Source organism: Pseudarthrobacter raffinosi (genome assembly GCF_023913735.1).
In the GTDB taxonomy this organism is placed as follows: domain Bacteria; phylum Actinomycetota; class Actinomycetes; order Actinomycetales; family Micrococcaceae; genus Arthrobacter; species Arthrobacter raffinosi.
In genome coordinates, this window is sequence record NZ_JAMXBH010000001.1 from 1 (window position 1) to 20,789 (window position 20,789).

The window sequence follows — 20,789 nt, forward strand, 5'->3', positions numbered from 1 at the left end:
CCCCAGACGCACTCATCGCGTTGGCCATGCTCAGCCTCGGCGGTCCCAAACCAATGCTCCCGGGCCGAAATTAACCCACGGAAGAGTCAGGAGAGCCTCCAAAGGCGACATTTAGGTGAAGTCGACGTTTCCGAGTCGGCCGCGGCGTCGGAGAGCACTACATGTTCTGGAGTAGCTGAGCAGCTATCGCCTTCCCCAGCGCAGTAGGAACCGCATTGCCGATCTGCTTGGCAATCGCTGTCTTGGACCCAACCCAAAGTCGATCCTCCGGAAAGCCTTGTAGTTTGGCTGCTTCGAGGTGTGTGATGGCCCGATGTTCGGTGGGATGCAGGTAGCGACCCTTCTCTGGTTTGAAGAATTCAGTCCTTACGGTGACCGAAGGCCTGTCCCAGTGCATCCGACCCATGACGTCGCCCGAGCCCGTCTTGTGCTTGCGCCAGCAGGGAGCTTTGAGTCTGTCAGGGAGGTTGAATCTGTTTCCACCCTCAGGAATCCACCCGAAGCGTTCGAGGGATTCCTTGGCATAGTCACGTCCAAGGTGTAGTTCTGACGTGCGGAAGGTGCCGGCGAAGCTGCGACCTGCGTATTCTGTCGAACGGTCGGGCAACAACGTTTCGGCAACACGAGTATTTATCCCTTTTAGGGCTTGACGCACGGTACGGTGCCGTCCGATGTGAGTCGGCATTGGGAATCCTGGGAAGGGCAGGTCCTTGTGATGGCCAATTAGAATGGCTCGTTTTCGGGCTTGTGGGGCTCCGTAGTCTGCTGCGTTCAACACGTGCCACTGGAAGTCGTACTCCTCGATCAGGCCACCCCCGGCTGTTGCATCCCTGAAGTCCTGAAGCTGCTGGGACTTGCTGAAGGCAGGAACGTTTTCGACGATGAAATACTTGGGTTTGGCCCTCGACAGTGCTGCCGCGTATGGCTGCCAGAGGCTATTCCTGATGTCCTCGGGGTCCTGCTTGCCCAGCTGAGAGAACCCCTGGCAGGGCGGGCCACCGATAACGATGTCGACGTCGGGGACTGTCTCGTTGACGAGCCAGTCCTGTATCGGGCCGGCGTATACCTTGTCCCCGAACGTTGCAGCGAACGATGCAGCAGCTGCCGGTTCAAACTCCACAGCACGTTCGGTGACGAAACGAGGAGAGGCGGCATAAAACCCCTGAGTGAGCCCGCCGGCTCCCGAGAAGAGGTCCAACACGGTGATGGATTCGGAGGTCTTCTTCCGTCCGTATGGTGCGGACTTTCTAACGGGATCTTTATTCATTATGGACTAAGGATATCTGGCGTGGCCGAGAAATGATCCTTACTTCAACCTGAGGTGAACCGCGCCACTTGTCCTCGTGGCGGTTGGGTAGGAGGCGGCGCGGGAGGTCAAACGAGCAGGGTCCTCTCAGCAGCGCTGATGACTGTCTCATCGTCTTCCAACTCGTCAGGTAGATCGTCAGAAATGGCGTCATTCGTCGCGAGGAAGTATGTAGTGGCACCCCTCGCCACTTTCCTCTGAGCCGCGTCCAAGTTGCCCCAGCCCCAAGCAGCGATTCAATACGAGAGGCAAGGGCAGTTCTCTTGTCCCCGTGAATGGGGTGGCCCTCTGAATGGGCGGGTAAGAGTTCGGAGAGCTGCATCAGCTCTTCACTCGTTGTCTCAACGCAGTAGGGCTCGTCCTGTTCCCACAGCGGACCAAGCGCTGCTTCGAAGTGTGCCAGCCCTCAAGCAGGTTCATTCCTTTCGCCTGCATCTCAGGGTCTTTGGCGAGGGAGTAAAGCATGGTCCCGCGAGCTTTTACTTTGTCCCCGCTTTCTCTTCAAAAAGGCTGCGGCTTTGCCGGATTTCCAGCCATGTTTTGCTCCATATCGTCGGGGGTTCGTCAAGTGAGATTAGCACCGTGAGAACGCTCCTATGGAGCCACTAGAAGCAGACGAAATCACGCGCCACGTTGACAGAGGATCGGCTGTTGCATCTGGGATCCGGCTGCCGTGGCGCACCGCGAGCTCGCGTGTGCTATCCCACCGCCGATGCCGCCGCAGTTGTGTCCGCGGAGTCCCGTTAGGCAGCGACGGCAGGGAACACAACAAGCGATCCGTCGCTGCTTCGTTCGATCTCAATGGCGACGTCAGCCTGGTGGATTCCCACGTGGCGGCCGTCGCCGAAGGCGCGAAGACGATATGCAGCTTGGAGTAGCTGGTCGACCTCACCCGGCGTAAACGCGGGGATTCGAAAACCGCCGTCGCGCTTCAACTCGAGATTTGAAATACGAAATAGAACTGAGCTAATGCCTGATTCCAACTCATCTATGCCGCGTTCGTCGTCGCGCAATGACCCTATGAAGCTCTTGAATGGATTGTTCGTGTCGAGTTGAGCGTGTTCAACTGCTTGGAGCACGAGCACTCGGCGTTTGAGTGCAATGGCGAGCCGTGCAATCTCGAGGTGCGCGCGGAATGCGCCGCCTTCCTCGTTGATACCGGGGAAAGATTTCGTCAATGCCCCGACTTCGACCGGACCGTCGGGCAGTGAGTCCAGTGCAGCTTGCCACTTTTTGAGCCGCCGACGGGTTGCTGCGATCGCGGTGCTGATCGCGTGCGATGAGGAATCCAGTCCTAGCGATAGGCCTATTCTGCCCTGGTCGAGGAGGATCGACGTCGCCTTGTCGATCGCTTCAGGACAGGCATCAAGCTCGTTGCGTTCGCTCTCGAGGTTGTCGTCGTGTAACTGCTCCAAGAGGTCGGTGATTCGCTCGATCGCTTTCTGGCGTTGGTGATCGGCGTAGGCGCTGACGCTCACTGCGACGGCCATCAGAACAAGTGGCGCAGCCACTGTTAGTGCCCCGGCACTCGCGACTGCCAAACCAGCGGTTGCGGCCGAACCGGTTGCAGCGCCTGCGGCAGCGGCCTTGCCAGCGACGGGCACAAAAGTGGCGTTAGCCACGACGCCGGTGGAGTCGCGCAGCGCGCTGTAAACGCCTCCAGCGACTGCCTTCGAAGCCATGGGATTCACGAGTCCTTTCCCGACCTGCGCGGCAACCTTCGCGGGTACCACCATTCGGTAGAGGACGTCACCGGTGGCGGCGACATTCAGCTTCGAAGACGACGACTTCGCGGTCTCCGTCACAAGGTGCGATAACTGCTTTGCGAGCGGACTGGCTGCATGAAGAAGTATCCCGCCGTCCCGCTGACTCTTCGTCGGCATTGCATGTGCTTCCAACGTGACAACTGGAGAATCCGCAAGTGCAGCTAGGACTGTTCTCAGTTCAGCAAGTCGGGCGGGCGTCATGCCATCATCGTCCAGCAGGTTCGACACGCTCACGGCCTCCGTAGCGAGTGTCCATACTGGCACGAGTGCCTTGTTGTCCGTAGTCATGTCTTGTCCCCTCCCGAACTGACGTCCGCCATAGGCGGTGGTAGCAACGCATAAGGCGATCTCAGAGTGCAGGCCCAAGCTCGCGCCGACATGTAACCGCCGTTCGTTATCGTCCCACACTGGCCTGCAGATGAACGACTAGCTGCCCACGGAAAAGCACGGGGTAACTACACGCCGCGCCGTTACCATGGCACCCCGACTCACACGCGTGCCAAACCTTTCACGGGCGCTACACTAAGGCTGCATTAGCCCACCGGCACCCGCCGGACGGGCGACCAATCGGAACGGCCCCAGGGCGTTTCACGGGGGGATGAGGGGCCGATGATCGGCAAGCTTTTGATGGGTGTCGCGCTGGTTGTGGTTGGTGGGCTTGTGGCGCTGACACTGACCGGGCTCGGTGTCGTGAACATGTCTGGGTCCAACCCGTTCCAGGTGAGCCAGACGGACCGGAGCCAGCCCGTTCTTCTGAAATCGGTACAGGAGCTGAGTCAGTACCACGCCGCGGTCGGCAACTTTGAGCTGGTGCTGGACATAAAGGACGACGTCGCGTGGATGCCCGACATCATCGCCGGACAGCGGACGCTGTTCGTCGCGGCGGGCACCGTTAACACCTACGTTGACTTGTCCGGCCTCGCCGACAAGGACCTGACGCTATCCCCAGACGGCAAATCGATGACTGTGCGGCTGCCGGAGCCGACACTCGACAAACCCAACCTCAATTTTGACCGGTCTTATATCTACGATCAGGACCGCGGCATTGTCGACCGGGTCGTCGATGCGTTTGAGACGCCCGAGCAGACAGAGTTCTACCAACTTGCCGAAACCAAGATGGCAACCGCAGCGGAGGAGTCGGATCTCCGGAAGCAGGCCAGCGACAACACCAAAGCCATGCTTACCAGCATGTTCGGGTCGGCCGGAATCCAGGTCACTTTCCTCGACAATTAATCCGGCTACGCCGTGTTGATTCAGAGGGTTCTGGTCCTGAACGCTAGATACCGAGCATCCTCATGCCCCACCAGCCGCCCAAGCACTTCCACAGCTTCCCCATCCGCAGTTCCCATATCAGTGGACAGCCAACGGATCAGGAGTCCGGCGTCGCCGCTGGACCGAACGGCGGATCCAATCGCAAGATCCAGTTGGTCCCGGAGCAGCTGCACCGCGAGTGCACCGGACCGGCTGAGCAGGGGAGCCGTGTACGCTTCCAGTGCTTCAGCCACCCGCCCCTCGTGCAGCAGTCGCAGCACGCGTCCGGAATCAGAACATCCAGTCAGGCCAGCAACAAACCGGTAGGGGTTCGACTCCACCGCATCGCCCAGCATGGAGCGGACCCTGAACATCTCGGTGCGGATGGCCGCCGTGGTGCCAGCGTCGCCGTAGAGCTCATAGGCCAGCTCCTCGGCAGTCCAGCCCTGGGTGCGTGAATCCAGGAGGGCCAGGATTTCGGCCCGGCGCAGCGTAAGCGGCACCCGGCTGCCGTCCCGGAACACCGCGGCGGGTTTGTCGCCGAGGAGCTCCAGTGACTCCACATCAGCGTAAGGCCTGCGGATAGCCTGCCGGGACGCACCCCGGACCGGTCTGGCACTCACGGAAGTCCCGCCGTCGGACGTTCCCAAAAGAGCCTCCGCGACCCGGACCGCGCACCGCACCATCCGCAGGGTGTCAGTGCTGATGGTGTGCAGCGGTCCGGAGACGTCGAGCACGCCCAGCAGCCTGCCCGTGGCCGGGTCCGTGATGGGTGCCGCCGTGCAGGCCCACTCATGGTGGGTGCGGACCAGGTGCTCGGCGGAAAATAGCTGCACCGGCCGGCCGGTGACCAGTGCCTCGCTGATGGCGTTGGTGCCGATGCCGGCCTCGGACCAGTCGGCCCCTTCGGAGAACTCCAGCCGGTCCGCGCGCCGCAGCACTTCCGGGCTGCCCACGCGCCAGAGGATCTCGCCGCGGGCGTCGGTGAGCACCAGCAGGTGCCGGCCGGAACTTGAATCGTCGGCCAGCAGGTCGTTCAGGGCGGGCATGACCTGCTGCAGCCGGTGCTCCCGCCGAAGCTCCAGGACGTCGGCCACGTCGTGCAGGTGCCGCGGGCTGTGCTGGTCCGGGCTGATGCCTAGGGCCATGGAGCGCCGCCACGAATCTGCCAGGTCGGTGGGGATCTCCGGGCGCGGAACGCCGGAGATGACCAGTTCGTGGGCGCGGCGCAGGGCCCGCGAGTACTTCGCCGGGTCCGAAAACCTCAGGCCGTAGTCCAAAACAGTGTCCTCCTCACCGGCGGCGTCCTTGCCGGCAGTGCCCGTGTAACGCGGTTGAAACCCCCACTGCGTTGCAATGGTGATGCAGCTCACGCCCGTCCCAGCATATCGCAGGGGATTCCGGCGGGACGGGGCCGCCGGGACCACAAGAGACACGGACCATGACACACAAAGGAGTGGAAATGACCGCAACACCCACCGCAGCCGCGCAGGCCTGGCTGACAGAACTGGGTACCGCCCTGCAGCGGCGCGACGTGGACGCCGCCGTCGAGCTTTTCGAGGACGAAAGCTACTGGCGCGACTTCGTGGCGTTCACCTGGAACCTGAAGACGCTCGAAGGCAAGGCGGACATCCGGCAGATGCTCGAGGCCACGCTGGACCACGTTCAGCCCGCCAACTGGACGCTGGCCGAGGACGCCACCGGCGACGCCGGCACCACGGAAGCCTGGATCACGTTCGAAACCGCCGCCGCCCGCGGCTACGGCCACCTCCGGCTGCGGAACGGCAAATGCTGGACGCTGCTCACCACCATGCAGGAGCTGAAGGGCTTCGAGGAGAAGAAGGGGACCCGCCGCGAGACGAGCGTGGCGCACGAAATCATCAGGGGCCGCCGCTCCTGGCTGGAACTAAAGGAGGAGCGCGAGGCGCGGCTCGGCTACGAGGAGCAGCCCTACACGGTCATCATCGGCGGCGGGCAGGGCGGCATCGGCCTCGCGGCCCGGCTGCGGCGCCTGGACGTCCCCACCCTCGTCATCGAGAAGAATGAGAAGCCGGGCGACTCCTGGCGGAACCGCTACAAGTCCCTGCACCTGCACGACCCCGTCTGGTACGACCACATGCCCTACCTGAAGTTCCCGGACGACTGGCCCGTCTTCGCCGCCAAGGACAAGATCGGCGACTGGCTGGAGCACTACACCCGGATCATGGAGCTGAACTACTGGGGCGGCACCGAGTGCCTGGGCGCCGAGTTCGACGACGGCACCCAGGAATGGGTGGTCAACGTCCGCCGCAACGGCGAACCTGTGACCCTCCGCCCCAAGCAGCTGGTATTCGCCTTGGGCGTCTCGGGCTACCCGAACATCCCCACGTTCGACGGCGCGGGCTCCTTCCTGGGGGAGCAGCGCCATTCGTCGCAGCACCCGGGCGGCGGGGACTGGACCGGGAAGAAGGCGGTGGTGATCGGCTCCAACAACTCCGCGCACGATATCTGCGCGGATCTATGGGAGCACGGCGCCGACGTCACCATGGTGCAGCGGTCCTCCACCCACATCGCCCGGAGCGAGTCGCTGATGGACCTTGCGCTCGGCGACCTGTACTCCGAGAAGGCTTTGGCGGCCGGGGTGACCACGGAGAAGGCCGATCTGCTGTTCGCGTCGTTGCCGCTGCGGATCCTGCCCGGGGCGCAGGTGCCGGTGTACCGGGAGATGGCTGCCCGGGATGCTGATTTCTACTCCCAGCTGGAGGCTGCGGGGTTCGACTTGGACTTCGGTGTGGACGGGTCCGGGCTGTTCGTGAAGTACCTGCGGCGCGGCTCCGGCTACTACATCGACGTCGGCGCCTCCCAGCTGATCATCGACGGCCGGGTGCAGCTGAAATCCGGGGAGGTCTACAAGATCACCGGCAGCGCCGTGGTCCTGAACGACGGGACCGAGCTGGAGGCGGACCTGATTGTGTACGCCACCGGCTACGGTTCCATGAACGGCTGGCTGGCGGACCTGGTCTCTCCCGAAATCGCGGACAGAGTAGGAAAATGTTGGGGGTACGGCTCGGACACACCAAAGGACCCGGGCCCCTGGGAAGGGGAGCTGCGCAACATGTGGAAGCCCACCAACGTGCCCAACCTCTGGATCCACGGCGGCAACCTGCACCAGAGCCGGCACTACTCCTCGTACCTCGCCCTGCAGCTGAAGGCCCGGATGGAGGGACTGGAAACGCCGGTGTACGAACTGCAGCCGACGCACCACACGCGCTGATTCTTATCCGCTTCAATTGGGAGGACCATCATGAAAGCAGCACGTTTTCACGGCAGGAAGGACATCCGGATCGAGGATGTGCCGGAGCCGGAGCTCCGCGCCGGGACCGTCAAGATCGACGTCGCCTGGTGCGGCATCTGCGGAACCGACCTGCACGAGTACCTCGAAGGCCCCATCTTCGTCCCCGCGCCGGGGCATGCCCACCCGCTCTCGGGGGAGGAGGCTCCGGTGACTCTGGGGCACGAGTTCTCCGGGACTGTGTCTGAAGTCGGCGAAGGGGTGACGGGCCTCGCGAAGGGGGACAACGTCGTCGTCGAACCTTATTTTGTCTGCGACGAATGCGATTCCTGCCAGGCAGGCAATTACCACCTGTGCCGCAAGATGGGGTTCATCGGGCTCTCCGGCGGCGGGGGAGGCCTGAGCGAGAAGATTGTGGTGGACGCCCGGTGGGTGCATCCCATCGGGGACATCCCGCTGGATGAGGCGGCCCTGATCGAGCCGCTGTCCGTGGCGCACCATGCGGTGGCACGCAGCGGCGTGAAGGCGGGCGACGTGGCGCTGGTTGGCGGGTCGGGCCCGATCGGGCTGCTCACCGCGGCCGTCCTCAAGGGCATGGGCGTGACCACGATCGTCAGCGAGCTGACGCTGGCCCGCAAAGAGAAGGCGGTTTCCAGCGGCGTGGCGGACCATGTGCTGGACCCCAGCCAGGAGGACGTTCCGGCGCGCGTGCTGGAACTCACCGGCGGTACCGGCGCGGACGTCGCCTTCGAATGCGCGGGCGTGAACGCGGTACTGGACACCATGCTCGACGCCGTCCGGCCGGCGGGTGTTGTAGTCAACGTGTCCATCTGGGGCGCGCCGGCCACGGTGGACATGCAGAAGCTGGTGCTCAAGGAGATCGACCTGCGCGGGACCATCGCGTACGTCCGGGACCATGCTGCGGCCATCAAACTGGTGCAGGAGGGCAAGGTGGACCTCAAACCGTTCATCACCGGCAGGATCGCGCTGGAGGACCTGGTGGAGCAGGGCTTCGACACCCTGATCAACCACAAGGAGACGGCGGTGAAGGTGCTGGTGCACCCGTAGGGGTGGCTGAGGTTACGCGGAGGAACTGCACCGCCACAGTTCCGGAGCGCGGCACTGCGAAGCCCCCAGCTGATCTGCCAGGGGCTTCGCGAACTTCCTCTGAGTGTTACTTGGCTGCGACGAATACCTTGTCACCTCCGGGAAGGTGTTCCCCGGGATTTAATGGTCATCAGAGTAACCACAAAGTCTGCTGATGGGCTCATTACTAACCCTTATGGAATCCGGGACCGCCCCGCTGTCGTTAGGCCCGTTCTCTGCACTGTCTACCCTGAATGGGGTTACCCCATGAAGGCCTCGTGCGGATAGCGTTTCAGCGGGCCGGGCCGGTACACGCGGCGGGGACGATCGCTGTGTACGCCAAACAACTACGCGGTGCGATGCCCTCCGTTACATGTAACAATTGATTATGAGTGTTAGGGATCGAGTTGCGCGGCACAGGATTGCCATGCGTGAGCGCGGCCTTCGGCAGATTCAGATGTGGGTGCCGGACGCCCGTACAGAAGAGTTCAAGCGTGAAGCGCGGCGGCAGTCGCTGGCTGTTGCCGCCTCCGACAGGGCCGGGGACGACCAGGATTTCATCGAAGAGATTTCGGAAGACTGGCCGGAGTGAATCGAGGCGAGTTGTGGACAGTCTCAGGCGGAACATATGCACAAAAGCCCAGGCCAGCGCTGATAATTCAGGATGACCTGTTTGAGGCGTCGGAGTCGGTCACTCTTCTGCCGCTGACGTCCCAATTGACAGGCGCGCCACTACTGAGGCTGACTGTTGAGCCGGACCAGTTCACTGGTTTGGAGCGCGAAAGCCAGATCATGGTGGACAAGCTGACCACCGTTCGGCGCGCCAATCTTGGGCAGCGATTAGGGCAAATAGACGCCAAGACAATGACTGCGGTCGAACAGTCCCTTGCCGTCTTTCTGGGCCTAGGGCGCTGAGCTGAGCCTAAGCAACGGCAATAACGGCGGGGCGGTCAGCGAAGCGGCTGCCGCTCGCCGACGCTAACGGGACCGTTGGGCGTAACGTAGTCCCGCCGTCGTCGTTCTATCCGTTCCTGTTGGCCCGGGGAAGGAATCCTGGCGCCCTTTGCCCGGTTGCACCTGGCGCAGGCGGCGAGAAAGTTCTGCAGGCTGGTGGATCCGCCCTTGGACCAGGGGTAGAAATGTTCGCCGTGCTCAGCGGGCCGGGAGCAACGGCGCCGGAATCCTGCCTCCATTTCACACAGATTGGCAGCTCGTGCCATGCCTTCGCGGCGCTGCTGGCGCGTGAAACGTCTTACCGGGTCCCGGCGTCGGACGTCTCTGCTGTGGATGATGGCGGCAACGATGAACAGGACGACAAGAAATGCGCCGGGCAGGGCGACCGCGGCCAGAACGCTGTCCACCATCCCGCGCAGGACCTCGGTTGCGGCGGAGATACCAGCCCCTGACGCTGACACCACTTTCGACTTTGGCAGGAGCGCCAGGATCACCGAGATGCTCAACCACACCAGCACGGCTGAGTATGCCAACCGCAGCGCCTGCCGGCTCCAATAAATGCGTTTCAGTTCCACCATGACGCTTCCCCCCATCCTTCTTCAGCTTCAAGGAGCGTACCGCTCAAACAACGGCGAAACCCCCAGCCGAGCGGACTTGGATGGGGGTTTCGAGGGTTTCGACGGGTCTTACTTTGCGACCAGCCCCCACGGTGGAGCCTGAGCGGCGGCGGCGGGAGGCGGCGTAGCCGTCCCACCCGTCCATGGAGACGTCGTCGATCTCCGGGCCCAGGATGTCCCAGCGCTGGGTGGAGTTCTTGAAGCCGTCCAGCAGCCACTTCTCCTGCTCGGCGCCGGTGATGGTGCGGTCCTCGGCGAGGTGCTCTTAGGCAAAATGTTCGTGCCGGACCATAATGTTCGACAATCAGTCCGCTGAGGTCTAATATCTGGAGCCTCGCCGCTATCATTTGTATGGCACACGGTAGTGCAGCTTCTATTAATGCTCGGTAATCACTTATGGCTGCTCCTGCGGTAAGAGGCATCCTTCGTACGAAAGAACAGTGCAGATGTCCACACCGCCGTATTTCCTTAAAGCCGCGACATCCGTATTCCTTGCCTCAATGGTTCTATCTCTGGCCCCTGCTGTTGCTCATGCTGATTTTGCAACTGATCCGCCATCTGCCACTGTTCCTTCTCCTTCGCCCTCTGCTCCACCCGCAGGAGAGCAAAGGTACATCGTGAAATATGGCAATGATGTGAATGCAGAAGCGGAGTCCACGTCCCTGCGGCAACAGGGGATTGAAGTTAAGGCGACTCTTTCCCATGCAATGAAAGCTTCGGTAGTTGTAGCGACACCGAAGGAAATGGAGTCCCTGAAAAGATCAGAAGACGTGGCCTCAGTTGAACTTGACACTCCCGTTTCAATCTCTGGTGCCACGTCTATTTGGGGGCTTGACCGGGTAGATCAGCGATCAGGGCGAGATGGGCAGTACAGCATCGGCAATGAAGGTGCTGGCGTGAACATCTATGTTGTTGACACTGGGCTGCATGTTTCCCATACGGAATTTTCCGGGAGGATTCCTGCAGTCTGGTGGGGAGTTCATGATGGCAATGGAATCAATGACTGTAATGGTCATGGGACGCACGTCGCTGGAACCGCCGCCGGAACAACATACGGCGTTGCCAAGAAAGCCAGCATCATCCCCATCCGGGCGCTTGAGTGTGATGGAAGCGGCTGGGCGTCAACAATCATGGCAGGGATTGACTGGTCAGTTCAGCACCACGTGGCCGGTCAGCCAGCAGTACTAAACCTCAGTATTGGCGGTTTCACTAATTCTTCATTTGACGAAGCCGTTCAAAGTGCTGTTAACGACGGGATGACGGTAGTCGCATCAGCAGGCAACGCCGGCGCTGATGCCTGTGCTACTTCTCCTGCTCGAGTTCGGTCTGCCATTACCGTTGCAGCTACGGATATTAACGACGCTCAGGCGTCATGGTCCAACTACGGCTCTTGCGTTGATATTCAAGCGCCGGGAATATCCATCAGGTCTGCTTGGAGCAACGCTGCTACCGGCTACAACACTCTGGACGGTACTTCAATGGCCGCTCCACACGTTTCCGGTGCGGCTGCAATCCTGCTTTCCCGTGACCCTTCGTTATCCCCGGCACAGGTTCACCAGTCGATGACCAACAACACGGTGACGGGTGTCATCAGTGCCAATAAGGGCGCAACCCCTAACAGGTTGCTATTTATCCCCGCGCCTAATCCACCTGCTCCCTCCTGCTCCAATCTCCAGCCTGGTGATGCATGGGCGGGGGTAGGTACGCATTGCGGGTTGCAGGGATCAGCAGCTTCTACCCCGTCTACCGCTGAGGCTCCCCCCGTAACCGCTGATGAAGCTCCCGCTCCCCTTGCTACGACCAATGCCGCCCCGGCACCTGCTGCAACTGCCCCAGCTCCAGGGCCCGCACAACCCGCTCCCGCGCAACCGGCTCCCGAACCTGCTGATGCTCCCTCCCAGCAGGCTGCAGCCGCATCGCCCCTAAATAACCCTGCCGCTGCGAATGCGGCGCAGGCAGTGGCAATTGCTGAACCTGGAGTGATCTCACCTGAGCCGGTGGTGGACGAAGCCACTCAACGACCCGAAACCACATCTTCGGAAACACCGGCAACAGTGGCAGCGAACTCCAACCCTGCCCCATTACCAAGTGGCGGTGCCACCATTGCCCCTGTAGCGGATACATTCGATGACGCTGCGGCGGATACCGTGACCGCTGCAGCGAACAACTCATTCTGGGTAATCACGATCGGACTGGTCCTTGGTGGCGTGGCTGCTGCATATGCAATCAGGAGGCTGAATCACCGACGGCGGCTGACAGTATGACCTCACCTTCTGTTTGATTTGTAACGGTCAGACACGGAACGGCTGAGGTCTCGTTTCTGCAGGAAGTTATGCACCGGTTCACTTTCTGTGTGCGGGCGGTTCAGGTTCTCATGGGGTCCCCGACAGGGGGTGAAGGTTCACTGGTGGCATTCACCAGCAACCGGAGGATCCCCATGTTCGATGCCATGTCCGCCCTTGCCCCTGACCGCCGCCGCTTCCTGGCCCTGCTGGGCGGCGGGACGCTGGCCGCCGCCGTCCGGCATGGCTGCCACAGCCCCCAGCAAGGCCTGGGCCAACCCGCGTTTTGGCGAGAATCCGTTCTCTTTGGGCGTGGCTTCGGGTGAGCCGCTTCCGGACGGCGTGGTGCTCTGGACCAGCTGGCACCTGAGCCGACTGCCCTCGACGGCCGGGGCGGCATGCCGGATCTGAGCGTGCAGGTGAACTGGCAGATCGCCCGCGACCCCGGCTTCGCCGACGTCGTGCGTGCCGGTGCGGCGGCGCTGCCTGAACTGGGTCACGCCGCTGCGGATCTCACAGAAGCCAGCCGGGCCGGACCTGCAGCTGTACCGCCGGGCTGCTTTCGGTGACCTGGCCCAGATCAACATGGTGGACACCGGCCAGTACCGCAGCGACCAGGTCTGCGGCGGCGGCCGCGCCATCGGCTGTGACGAGCGGCTGGAGCCGAGCCGGACCATGCTCGGCCAGGGGCAGGAAAACTGGCTGCTGGAAGGCATGGAAAAGTCCGCAACCAGGTGTTCACCATGCAGGTGGACGCCACCCCAGGCCCGGAGGTCGGCCTCAGCATGGACAACTGGAACGGCTACACCGCCGCGCGCCAGCGGCTCTACGACGGCGTGCGGGACCGCGGGGTGGAGAACTTCGTGATCCTTACCGGCGACTCGCACCGCAGCGCCGCCTCGGACCTGAAGATCAACTTCGACGACCAGGCCTCCCAGACGATCGGTACCGAGTTCCTGGGCACCTCCGTCACCTCCGGCGGCAACGGCGCGGACTTGGATGCCACCGGCCGGCAATGGCTGGCCGAGAACCCGCACCTGAAATTCCACAACGCCCAACGCGGTTACGTCCGCTGCGAGGTCACCCCCATTATCGAGGCAGGACGGGCTGGGATCGCCCAGGTCGAAAAGAACGCCTGAGTCCCGCCGCGCGCAACGGGTGCGGTGCTCGGTGACCTCGAGTACAGAGCCGGGCGGGGGAGGTGCGTCCGGTTTCCAGGTCTTGCTGGACCTGCCTCCCGTGACGAAGGTGCCAAGGCGGTCTCCGTCCACAAGGAGCGCGCCGTCCGGTGCCAGCACCCGGAGGCCGGTGATGCGCTCACCCCTGCTGCTGATCACGAATGAGCCGTCATCCGCGGTGACCTGCAGGTCGAGGCCTGAGAGTTCGCGCGTGCTGACGGCGCAGGGTTGGAACGGCACGCGGCTGGTACGAAGGATATCCTCGGCAAGGACCCCGAAATCGACAACCAGCGAGGTGAGACTTCCATCGGCGGCAGCACCGGCGTCGTATTTCATGCTGCCGAAGGCGGCTGAGGCTTCCGAAGCTCCAGGCGAACCGGAAGTAACCCCGCCGCCGTCGCACGCAGGGTGATCTGCATGTGCGCAGGGGTGGGCAGGCTGGCCGGCCCTGCATCCGCCCCATCGAACCGCGCGATTCGAGGATCAGAAGCGCGACGCCGTCCCGGAGTCGGAGGGATTGCGTCCGAGCGGGACTCCGCTCGTGTCCGTCGCCATGCCCGATTGTCCGGTCGCTGTCCCCTGGTATGAGGGAATGCCGGCGATGACGCCCGTGGCGGGGGTTCCGCTCTTCAAGGTTCCGAGTGTGATCGTGAGGGTCTTGCCGTCCGCGCTCAGCGAGACGGAGGACGCCCCGCGCGAGCCGGTCCCCTTGAAGGTGAGGTTTCCGCCGCTACTCGTGGTGTAGCTGGCGCCCAGGTTGACGGTGCCGAAGTTGTTCTGCGTGCAGCCCGCCGAGAGGGTCAGGGCGTCGTAGGGGGCAGAGGTGTTGCGGCTGACCAGCACGCTGACGCTGTTGCTACCGTGGGTCCACGGCCCCGTGCTGCTCGTCCAGGTGCTGCAGAACGAGCTCGGGCTCATCGGCTCGTTGAACACGACCACGACCTTGTCGTTGGTGTCCGCTTTATCGGCGGTTCCGCCGTTCTGGAGCGTGACGGACACGACCCTCGGGCCGATGCGGCTCGTCGTCGTCGTCACCGTGCTGATGTTGCCGTAGACGTCCGTGGCCTGGGCCGAGAACGTGACCATGCCCGAGTTGAGTTGGCTCAGGTTCATCGTCGAGGACCAGTTTCCCGAGCCGTTCGCCGTTGCCGTGGCCGATAGGCTGTAATTCCCCGAATCGGTGGCCGTGAGCGCCACGGCTGCCCCCGGATCGGAGGTCCCCGCGAATGGCACAGCGGTCAACGTGTCGCCCGTGATCTGGGACGGCATGCTGGTGAACTGCGGTGCCGTTGCGGTCGTCTTCTTTGTTCCGGTCTGCGCTGCGGACGCGCCGGTGTTGCCCGCCGTATCGGTCGCAGTTGCGGTGTATGTGAGCTGTCCGTCGCTCAGGCTCGTCAGGTTCAGTGCTGTCGTGGACCAATACCCGGTTCCGTCCGCGGTCGCGGTTGCGGTGAGGGTGTGAACGGCATTGGCGTCCGTGATGTTGAGCGAGACGGTCGCGCCGACCTCGGCGCTGCCGCTGACCGTCACGGTCGTGGCGGTCGCGGTGGTGACTGTGGTCGGGGCCGTCAGTGTCGGCGCGGCGGGGGGCGCGGTGTCCTTGGGAACCGTTGCCGTCGTCGCCGGGCTGACGTTGCCCGCCGTATCGGTCGCGGTTGCGGTGTATGTGAGCTGGCCGTCGCTCAGGCTCGTCAGGTTCAGTGCTGTCGTGGACCAATTCCCGGTTCCGTCCGCGGTCGCGGTTGCGGTGAGGGTGTGAACGGCATTGGCGTCCGTGATGTTGAGCGAGACGGTCGCGCCGACCTCGGCGCTGCCGCTGACCGTCACGGCCGCGACGTTGGCAAGGTTGACGACGGAGGGTGCGTCCAACGTGGGCGCGGCGGGGGGCGCGGTGTCCTTGGGGACCGTTGCCGTCGTCGCGGGGCTGACGTTGCCCGCCGTATCGGTCGCGGTGGCGGTCAGGGTCACGGTGCCGTCGCTCAGGCTCGTCAGGTTCAGTGCCGTCGTGGACCAATTCCCGGTTCCGTCCGCGGTCGCGGTTGCGGTGAGGGTGTGAACGGCGTCGGGGTCCGTGAAGTTGAGCGTGACGGTCGTGCCGGGCTCGGCGCTGCCGCTGACGGTCACGGTCGCGACGTTGGCAACGTTGACGACGGAGGGTGCGTCCAACGTGGGCGCGGTGTCCTTGGGGACTGTTGCTGTCGTCGCGGGGCTGACGTTGCCTGCCGTATCGGTCGCGGTGGCGGTCAGGGTCACGGTGCCGTCGTTGAGGCTCGAGAGGTTGAGTGTCGGAAGGGACCAGGCTCCCGTCGAGTTGGCCGTGGCCGTTCCGCTCACGGCATGGCCCGCGCCGTCGGACGCTGTGACACTCACGGTGTCTGCGGGCTCGGCGGTGCCGGAGACGGGTACGGCCGCGACGTTGGCAAGGTTGACGACGGAGGGTGCGTCCAACGTGGGCGCACCGAGGGGCGGTGCCGGGCTGACCGTGATGGTCGAGGTGGTCGAACTTGAGCCGGTGTCGTTGGTGGCGGTCAGGGTTGCGGTGTAGGTTCCGGCGGCGGTGTAGGTGTGGGCTGGGTTCTGCGCGGTCGATGTACCGCCGTCGCCGAAGGCCCAGGACCACGACGTCGGCGAGTCGGTGGAGTATCGGTGAAGGCTACGTCCAGCGGCGCGGTGCCGGATGTGGGGGTGGCCGTGAAGGAGGCAACGGGCGCCCTATCACCACGGTCGTAAAAGTGCCAGTACCGGTTCCCTTCGATTTTTGTCAGGCGTCGCGGCAGGCGTCTGGTCAGTGTATGCACGGGTCAGGAGGCCAACCAGCGTGGCGAGGGGCTTCCCTGTACTCGTTTTCTCGCAGGCGCTACCCGTCTTTCAGCCCGGACTACCCGCTCTTGGTTCAGGACCCAAGACCGGATTATCTGGCGGTCCGGCGCACAGCACCGCCCACCTCCGCGGCGAGAGAGGCGAGGGTGGAGAGCAGAAGCCGTCGCTACGGTGCGGAACGCGTACCTGCGTCTGTGTCCGACCCCGACGTTGGAACGAAGTTCCAGTCGAAAGACCCGTCGTCTCGGAGTGTCATCCGAAGGAACCCGTGGGTGTCGCTGAACCGCTTCACGATGTACGACGGACTGCTAGTGAAGGAGCGGAGATCGACACCTCCCGTGGAAACCTGGAACGCTGTCATCCCGTCACTGACGCACTGGTCAGCGTTGTTCACCGGACATGACCGTTCGTAGTTGTGCTGTGACCCTGACAGGGTCAGACGGACCCGGTGCTTCCACATCACGTCGATCCATGGCTTGTGGTCAGCGGCCCGCTCATGTTGGGTCGTGTTCGATGTGAAGTACGGTTCGTGGTATGCAACTGCCAGGTGCTTACCCGCCGCCCTAGCAGCAGCGAGGTCGTTGTCCAGCCACGTCGTCAACGCCCGAGCCTGCGTGGGGTTGTACCGCCATTGCGCCGACGACAGGAACGCGAAGTGCCAGTTCCCGAAGTCCTTCGAGTACGGTTCCCCGTTCCCGATGAACCCACGCTCCTGGTTGATCGCAGCCTTCGCCGGAGACCCCGGGCATTGGCCATTCATGAACTTGTCGAGGTCTTCGTTGCGGCCGGGTTGCCAGTCGTGGTTGGGGGCGGACACCCAGTACAACTTGGCCTTCGTGCCACCCCACAGCCGCGTCCAGTAGTTCACGTAGTCCGCGCAATACGCGGTGTCGTACTGGAAGTCCCCGAGCCCTAGGAACGCGTCAATCTCGTTGTTCTGCACGAGCCGGGTGATCGCCGCACCGTTCCGACCGGAAGGGCTATCAGGCGCATAGGCCTCGACGCCGTTCATGTCACCGACAGCAGCGATCCGAACATCAGGCGGCTCCGGAGCGCTGGTGCAACCCGCGGCGGAGACCGCCAGAAGGGCTGCGGCGGTTGCGGCCACGCTCCGGAAGGATCTGAAACGAGTGAGCACTGACTTCATCCGATAACCCTCAGATGTGTCGGTACCCGAGGTACTCGGTGACCTCGAGAACGGAGCCGGGCGGGGGAGGTGCGTCCGGTTTCCACGTCCTGCTGGAGATGCCTCCCGTGACGAAGGTGCCCAGATGGTCTCCGTCCACAAGGAGCGCGCCGTCCGGTGCCAGCACCCGGAGGCCGGTGATGTCCTCACCCCTGCTGCTGACGACGAACGACCCGTCATCCGCGGTGATCTGCAGTTCGTGACCGGCGAGTTCCGGAGTGCTGACGGGGCCGGGTTGGAACGGCACGCGGCTAGTGCGGAGGATGTTCTCTGCGAGCACCCGGAAATCGACAACGAGCGAGGTGAGGCTGCCGTCGGCGGCCAAACCCCAGTAGCACGGGTAGGTCCCGTCACCGTACCCGCTCGAGACCATGACCGCATCCACTACCTCGCCGGCGAGGCCGAACATTGTGCCCGGTGTTTCCATGAGCCGTTCAACGTGCTCTTGAAACATCGCCTCGACGCGCTGGGCTTGGCACCCCACCAGCGACCCGACGTCGAGGATGGCGACGTTTCCGGCGTCGACCCCTACCCCGTGCGCGCCGTCGGTGAATTCGGCGGGGTGCCAGCTGACCGCCGGCGCCTCGGACAGCAGCAGCCGTACTGCGACCGTCATTTCCGCCGCCGTGGCGACTTCGACGGCGTACGTCCCCGGCATGATCCGCCGCGCCAAGGGGACGAAGTGCGCGTCAACCGAACCCAAGTCCAAGACCGTGAGCACCCCGGAGGCACAAGTGAGCTTGCCGAGGTGAAGGACCTCGAGCGGCGTCGGTTCGCCGAACGGTGCGACCACCCGGCCCGCCGTAAACAATCCCGGTATGTCGAGCTCCAGCTGGGCTGGTAGGTCGGGCAGGGCGGCATCGGGTGCTGCACTCTGCAAGAGTGCCTCGGCCCGCGCCGGATCGATCAACGGTGTGCCGGGCGGGTCGAGGAAGGTCGAGAGATGGGAAATCCGCCAGCCGTCATCGCCTCGCTGCAGCTGGTACTCGTAGTAGAAGGTGGTGTTCCCCGCCGTTTGGATGACCGAGCGGACCGTCGCCGTGTCCTCGTCGACCTCGACGTCGGTGATCTGCTCGGCGGACGGGTGGTGCGCGGGACTGGAAGACAACGCACCTTCCTGGCCGGTGCGGACTCCCGGGGTGCAGTGGGTCGCGACCAGGTCCGCCAACTCGGCGGCCCAGGCTTCGAACACCCCAGGGTCGAAAGCGAACATGCCCGGCGATTTGCCTGACCGCTGCCAGCTCGTGTGGAAATCGGCTGCGAAGGCCTCGATCCTGCCGCGTACCTCGTCCTGAGTCATGCGGCACATCCTACCGCCCCACGGTGCCCCCTATTCCTAAGGGGTTCAGGTTCACGACGGACTGCAATACCTTTCTCCTATGGCCATGGGCAAGCAAGGGTGCTCTGACCCCCTACAGGAATTTCTACTCAGAAGGAGTGGGATAGGTCATGAATCAACGATCCAAAATATTCTTTGCTCTCGTCGTCCTGTTGCTTGTTGTTGGCGGGGCGGCACTTTTTGTCTTCGACAACACAAAAAGGAGCAGGGCCGCGGAGTACGATCCGCAGATCAACCCGGCCGATTTCACCACCAAAATTACCAATCAATATTTCGCCCTCCCCGTCGGCAAAAAAATGACTTACGAAACGACCGAGCAAGGACGCGTCACCGAGAGGATTGAAATCGAAATCCTGCAGGAGACCAAGACCATAGAGGGCGTTGAGACGGTCATCTACCTGGACAAGGAATACAAGAACGGGCAGCTCGTAGAGGAAACCCGGGATTACCTGGCACAGCACAAGAACGGTGACGTGTGGTACTTCGGCGAGGACGTGAACAACTATTGGTACGGGATGTTGCTGGACCATTCCGGCAGCTTTGTGCACGGAAAAGATGGCGCAAAAGCCGGCATCTGGATGAAGGCCGAGCAGCGCATCGGCGATTCCTATAGGCAGGAATTTTACGTTGGTCATGCAGAGGACATGCGGGACACCGTCGCTACCGGCGAGACCGTCTCCACGAAAACCCGCACCTACACCGGCTGCATCAAGGTTTATGACTGGACGCCGCTTGAAAAGAATTCCCGGGAGCACAAATATCACTGCCCCGAGGTCGGTGCGCTGGTCCTGACCGAGGACCTGCAGACCGGAAGACGGTCAGAACTCGTGAATGTTGTCCAGCCCTAGCCTTCCAACAGCCGCACAGCGGACCGTGCAGCCGGTGTGCGCCCCGGCCGGGGGTTTCGACGGGCTTAACCACCGACCAGTCCCGGGACTCCGTCCTGGATGGCGAAGGAGGCCTTCGTGCTGACGGGGGAGCCCGGCGTCGTGACGTGGTCCAGGACCCGGAAGTCGGCCGTCATCGTGCGGGTGTTCACGTAGCCGCGGTTGTCGTTGTAGAACTTCAGGTGCGGGTTCCAGGCCATCACGGGATCCACCGTTGAGCCGGTGCCGTTGCCGGTGGAGGTGATGGACGTGCACACCAGTTCCGAGCCCACTACGGGGGAGGCCGGATCCTTGTAGTCGACCTTGAGGTCGTTGGCCCAGTTGCGGTGGACGTCGCCGGTGAGGACCACTGCGTTGCGCACGTTCGCGTCCACCCAGCCCTGGGTGATGCGGCGGCGGGAGGCGTAGCCGTCCCACCCGTCCATGGAGACGTCGTCGATCTCCGGGGCCTTGTTGCGGTCCTTTTCGGCGAAGAATACCTGCTGGCATGTTCTCGTAGTATGCCTGGAACGCGGCGGTCCCGCTCTGCCGGAACGCTCGGTGGTGTCGTTCAGCTGGTTGGCGTCCCGGTTTTCCGGGATCCCGTCTGCCCAGTTGTTGTCCACCTTGTGGTCATCCCACACCAGCAGCCACGGCGCGATCGCGTGTGCTGCCCGCAGGTCGACGTCGGACTTCTACTGCGCGTGCCGCTGCCGCACGGGTTGCCGCCGCCGATCACGTAGCTGTCCTCCTTGTACTCATAGATGTAGTCACCCAGGTGCAGGACCAGGTCCGGAGTTTCGCGTCACCGGCGGAGGCCCTTGAGCACCCCGTGTACTGAGTGGCGTCGTCAGCTGTTGCTCTCTC

Annotated in this window: 15 protein-coding genes and 4 pseudogenes; 9 read left to right on the forward strand and 10 right to left on the reverse strand. The window is 63.2% G+C overall.

Going from position 1 to position 20,789, the window contains the following annotated elements; translation table 11 throughout:
• Positions 1 to 157: 157 nt before the first annotated feature.
• Positions 158 to 1,267, reverse strand: coding sequence for a DNA cytosine methyltransferase (locus tag NG698_RS00005; RefSeq protein ID WP_252607728.1), 1,110 nt, complete (start codon positions 1,265 to 1,267; stop codon positions 158 to 160).
• Positions 1,268 to 2,049: 782 nt separating this feature from the next.
• Positions 2,050 to 3,360 carry a hypothetical protein gene (locus NG698_RS00010; RefSeq protein ID WP_252607729.1) on the reverse strand — a complete coding sequence of 437 codons (1,311 nt, stop codon included), beginning with the start codon at positions 3,358 to 3,360 and terminating at the stop codon, positions 2,050 to 2,052.
• Between the two features lie 321 nt (positions 3,361 to 3,681).
• On the opposite strand from NG698_RS00010, the gene NG698_RS00015 reads away from it, so the two are divergent.
• Entirely contained in the window at positions 3,682 to 4,305 is a 624-nt protein-coding gene (locus NG698_RS00015) for a DUF4230 domain-containing protein (RefSeq protein WP_252607730.1), read from the forward strand.
• Positions 4,306 to 4,325: 20 nt separating this feature from the next.
• Here the strand turns inward: NG698_RS00015 and NG698_RS00020 are convergent, their stop codons facing one another.
• Positions 4,326 to 5,696: a GAF domain-containing protein gene (locus tag NG698_RS00020; RefSeq protein ID WP_252607731.1), complete on the reverse strand. Its 1,371-nt coding sequence runs from the start codon at positions 5,694 to 5,696 to the stop codon at positions 4,326 to 4,328.
• Positions 5,697 to 5,785: 89 nt separating this feature from the next.
• Here NG698_RS00020 and NG698_RS00025 point away from each other — a divergent pair, with 89 nt between their 5' ends.
• The 4 genes from NG698_RS00025 (at position 5,786) to NG698_RS00040 (ending at position 9,595) form a co-directional block, all read left to right on the forward strand.
• Positions 5,786 to 7,576, forward strand: coding sequence for an NAD(P)/FAD-dependent oxidoreductase (locus NG698_RS00025; RefSeq protein ID WP_252607732.1), 1,791 nt, complete (start codon positions 5,786 to 5,788; stop codon positions 7,574 to 7,576).
• A gap of 30 nt (positions 7,577 to 7,606) precedes the next feature.
• The gene (locus NG698_RS00030; protein ID WP_252607733.1) at positions 7,607 to 8,662 is read left to right on the forward strand and encodes a 2,3-butanediol dehydrogenase; all 1,056 of its coding nucleotides are present in this window, start codon (positions 7,607 to 7,609) and stop codon (positions 8,660 to 8,662) included.
• 406 nt (positions 8,663 to 9,068) lie between these two features.
• Positions 9,069 to 9,272, forward strand: a complete 204-nt coding sequence (locus tag NG698_RS00035) for an antitoxin MazE family protein (RefSeq protein ID WP_256470652.1) — start codon at positions 9,069 to 9,071, stop codon at positions 9,270 to 9,272.
• A complete protein-coding gene (locus tag NG698_RS00040; protein ID WP_252607735.1) occupies positions 9,269 to 9,595 on the forward strand; it encodes a type II toxin-antitoxin system PemK/MazF family toxin in 327 nt (108 codons plus the stop codon). Before NG698_RS00035 ends, NG698_RS00040 begins: the two co-directional genes overlap by 4 nt.
• A 35-nt stretch (positions 9,596 to 9,630) precedes the next feature.
• Here NG698_RS00040 and NG698_RS00045 read toward each other — a convergent pair whose 3' ends face one another.
• Positions 9,631 to 10,212: an HNH endonuclease gene (locus NG698_RS00045; protein WP_252607736.1), complete on the reverse strand. Its 582-nt coding sequence runs from the start codon at positions 10,210 to 10,212 to the stop codon at positions 9,631 to 9,633.
• Between the two features lie 121 nt (positions 10,213 to 10,333).
• A pseudogene (locus NG698_RS00050) lies at positions 10,334 to 10,516 on the reverse strand (alkaline phosphatase D family protein); the annotation flags it as partial.
• Between the two features lie 352 nt (positions 10,517 to 10,868).
• Between NG698_RS00050 and NG698_RS00055 the strand changes: the two are divergent.
• The 3 genes and pseudogenes from NG698_RS00055 (at position 10,869) to NG698_RS00065 (ending at position 13,672) form a co-directional block, all read left to right on the forward strand.
• Positions 10,869 to 12,515 carry a S8 family peptidase gene (locus NG698_RS00055; protein WP_252607737.1) on the forward strand — a complete coding sequence of 549 codons (1,647 nt, stop codon included), beginning with the start codon at positions 10,869 to 10,871 and terminating at the stop codon, positions 12,513 to 12,515.
• Between the two features lie 261 nt (positions 12,516 to 12,776).
• Positions 12,777 to 12,944: a PhoD-like phosphatase N-terminal domain-containing protein gene (locus NG698_RS22070; RefSeq protein ID WP_509908518.1), complete on the forward strand. Its 168-nt coding sequence runs from the start codon at positions 12,777 to 12,779 to the stop codon at positions 12,942 to 12,944.
• 60 nt (positions 12,945 to 13,004) lie between these two features.
• A pseudogene (locus NG698_RS00065) lies at positions 13,005 to 13,672 on the forward strand (alkaline phosphatase D family protein).
• Between the two features lie 522 nt (positions 13,673 to 14,194).
• Here the strand turns inward: NG698_RS00065 and NG698_RS00070 are convergent.
• The 4 genes and pseudogenes from NG698_RS00070 to NG698_RS00080 all read right to left on the reverse strand — a co-directional run bounded on the left by NG698_RS00070 (position 14,195) and on the right by NG698_RS00080 (position 19,017).
• The gene (locus NG698_RS00070; RefSeq protein WP_252607738.1) at positions 14,195 to 16,159 is read right to left on the reverse strand and encodes a beta strand repeat-containing protein; all 1,965 of its coding nucleotides are present in this window, start codon (positions 16,157 to 16,159) and stop codon (positions 14,195 to 14,197) included.
• Between the two features lie 90 nt (positions 16,160 to 16,249).
• Positions 16,250 to 16,390: pseudogene (locus NG698_RS21890) on the reverse strand (PKD domain-containing protein); the annotation flags it as partial.
• A 307-nt stretch (positions 16,391 to 16,697) separates the two neighbouring features.
• Positions 16,698 to 17,639 (reverse strand): metallophosphoesterase family protein, encoded by a 942-nt coding sequence (locus NG698_RS00075; protein WP_252607739.1) that lies wholly within the window; start codon positions 17,637 to 17,639, stop codon positions 16,698 to 16,700.
• Positions 17,640 to 17,688: 49 nt separating this feature from the next.
• Positions 17,689 to 19,017: a DUF4241 domain-containing protein gene (locus NG698_RS00080; protein ID WP_252607740.1), complete on the reverse strand. Its 1,329-nt coding sequence runs from the start codon at positions 19,015 to 19,017 to the stop codon at positions 17,689 to 17,691.
• Between the two features lie 149 nt (positions 19,018 to 19,166).
• On the opposite strand from NG698_RS00080, the gene NG698_RS00085 reads away from it, so the two are divergent.
• Complete coding sequence (locus NG698_RS00085) at positions 19,167 to 19,904, forward strand: hypothetical protein (RefSeq protein WP_252601326.1); 738 nt, start codon at positions 19,167 to 19,169, stop codon at positions 19,902 to 19,904.
• Positions 19,905 to 19,969: 65 nt separating this feature from the next.
• On the opposite strand, the pseudogene NG698_RS00090 reads toward NG698_RS00085, so the two are convergent.
• Positions 19,970 to 20,718 (reverse strand): annotated as a pseudogene (locus NG698_RS00090) (alkaline phosphatase D family protein); the annotation flags it as partial.
• Positions 20,719 to 20,789 lie beyond the last annotated feature (71 nt).

What these genes read in the sequence shown, in the direction of transcription:
- NG698_RS00005 (WP_252607728.1), bottom strand. Translation starts at nt 1,267, where the DNA reads ATGAATAAAGATCCCGTTAGAAAGTCCGCACCATACGGACGGAAGAAG.
- NG698_RS00010 (WP_252607729.1), bottom strand. Translation starts at nt 3,360, where the DNA reads ATGACTACGGACAACAAGGCACTCGTGCCAGTATGGACACTCGCTACG.
- NG698_RS00015 (WP_252607730.1), top strand. Translation starts at nt 3,682, where the DNA reads ATGATCGGCAAGCTTTTGATGGGTGTCGCGCTGGTTGTGGTTGGTGGG.
- NG698_RS00025 (WP_252607732.1), top strand. Translation starts at nt 5,786, where the DNA reads ATGACCGCAACACCCACCGCAGCCGCGCAGGCCTGGCTGACAGAACTG.
- NG698_RS00030 (WP_252607733.1), top strand. Translation starts at nt 7,607, where the DNA reads ATGAAAGCAGCACGTTTTCACGGCAGGAAGGACATCCGGATCGAGGAT.
- NG698_RS00035 (WP_256470652.1), top strand. Translation starts at nt 9,069, where the DNA reads ATGAGTGTTAGGGATCGAGTTGCGCGGCACAGGATTGCCATGCGTGAG.
- NG698_RS00045 (WP_252607736.1), bottom strand. Translation starts at nt 10,212, where the DNA reads ATGGTGGAACTGAAACGCATTTATTGGAGCCGGCAGGCGCTGCGGTTG.
- NG698_RS22070 (WP_509908518.1), top strand. Translation starts at nt 12,777, where the DNA reads ATGGCTGCCACAGCCCCCAGCAAGGCCTGGGCCAACCCGCGTTTTGGC.
- NG698_RS00080 (WP_252607740.1), bottom strand. Translation starts at nt 19,017, where the DNA reads ATGACTCAGGACGAGGTACGCGGCAGGATCGAGGCCTTCGCAGCCGAT.
- NG698_RS00085 (WP_252601326.1), top strand. Translation starts at nt 19,167, where the DNA reads ATGAATCAACGATCCAAAATATTCTTTGCTCTCGTCGTCCTGTTGCTT.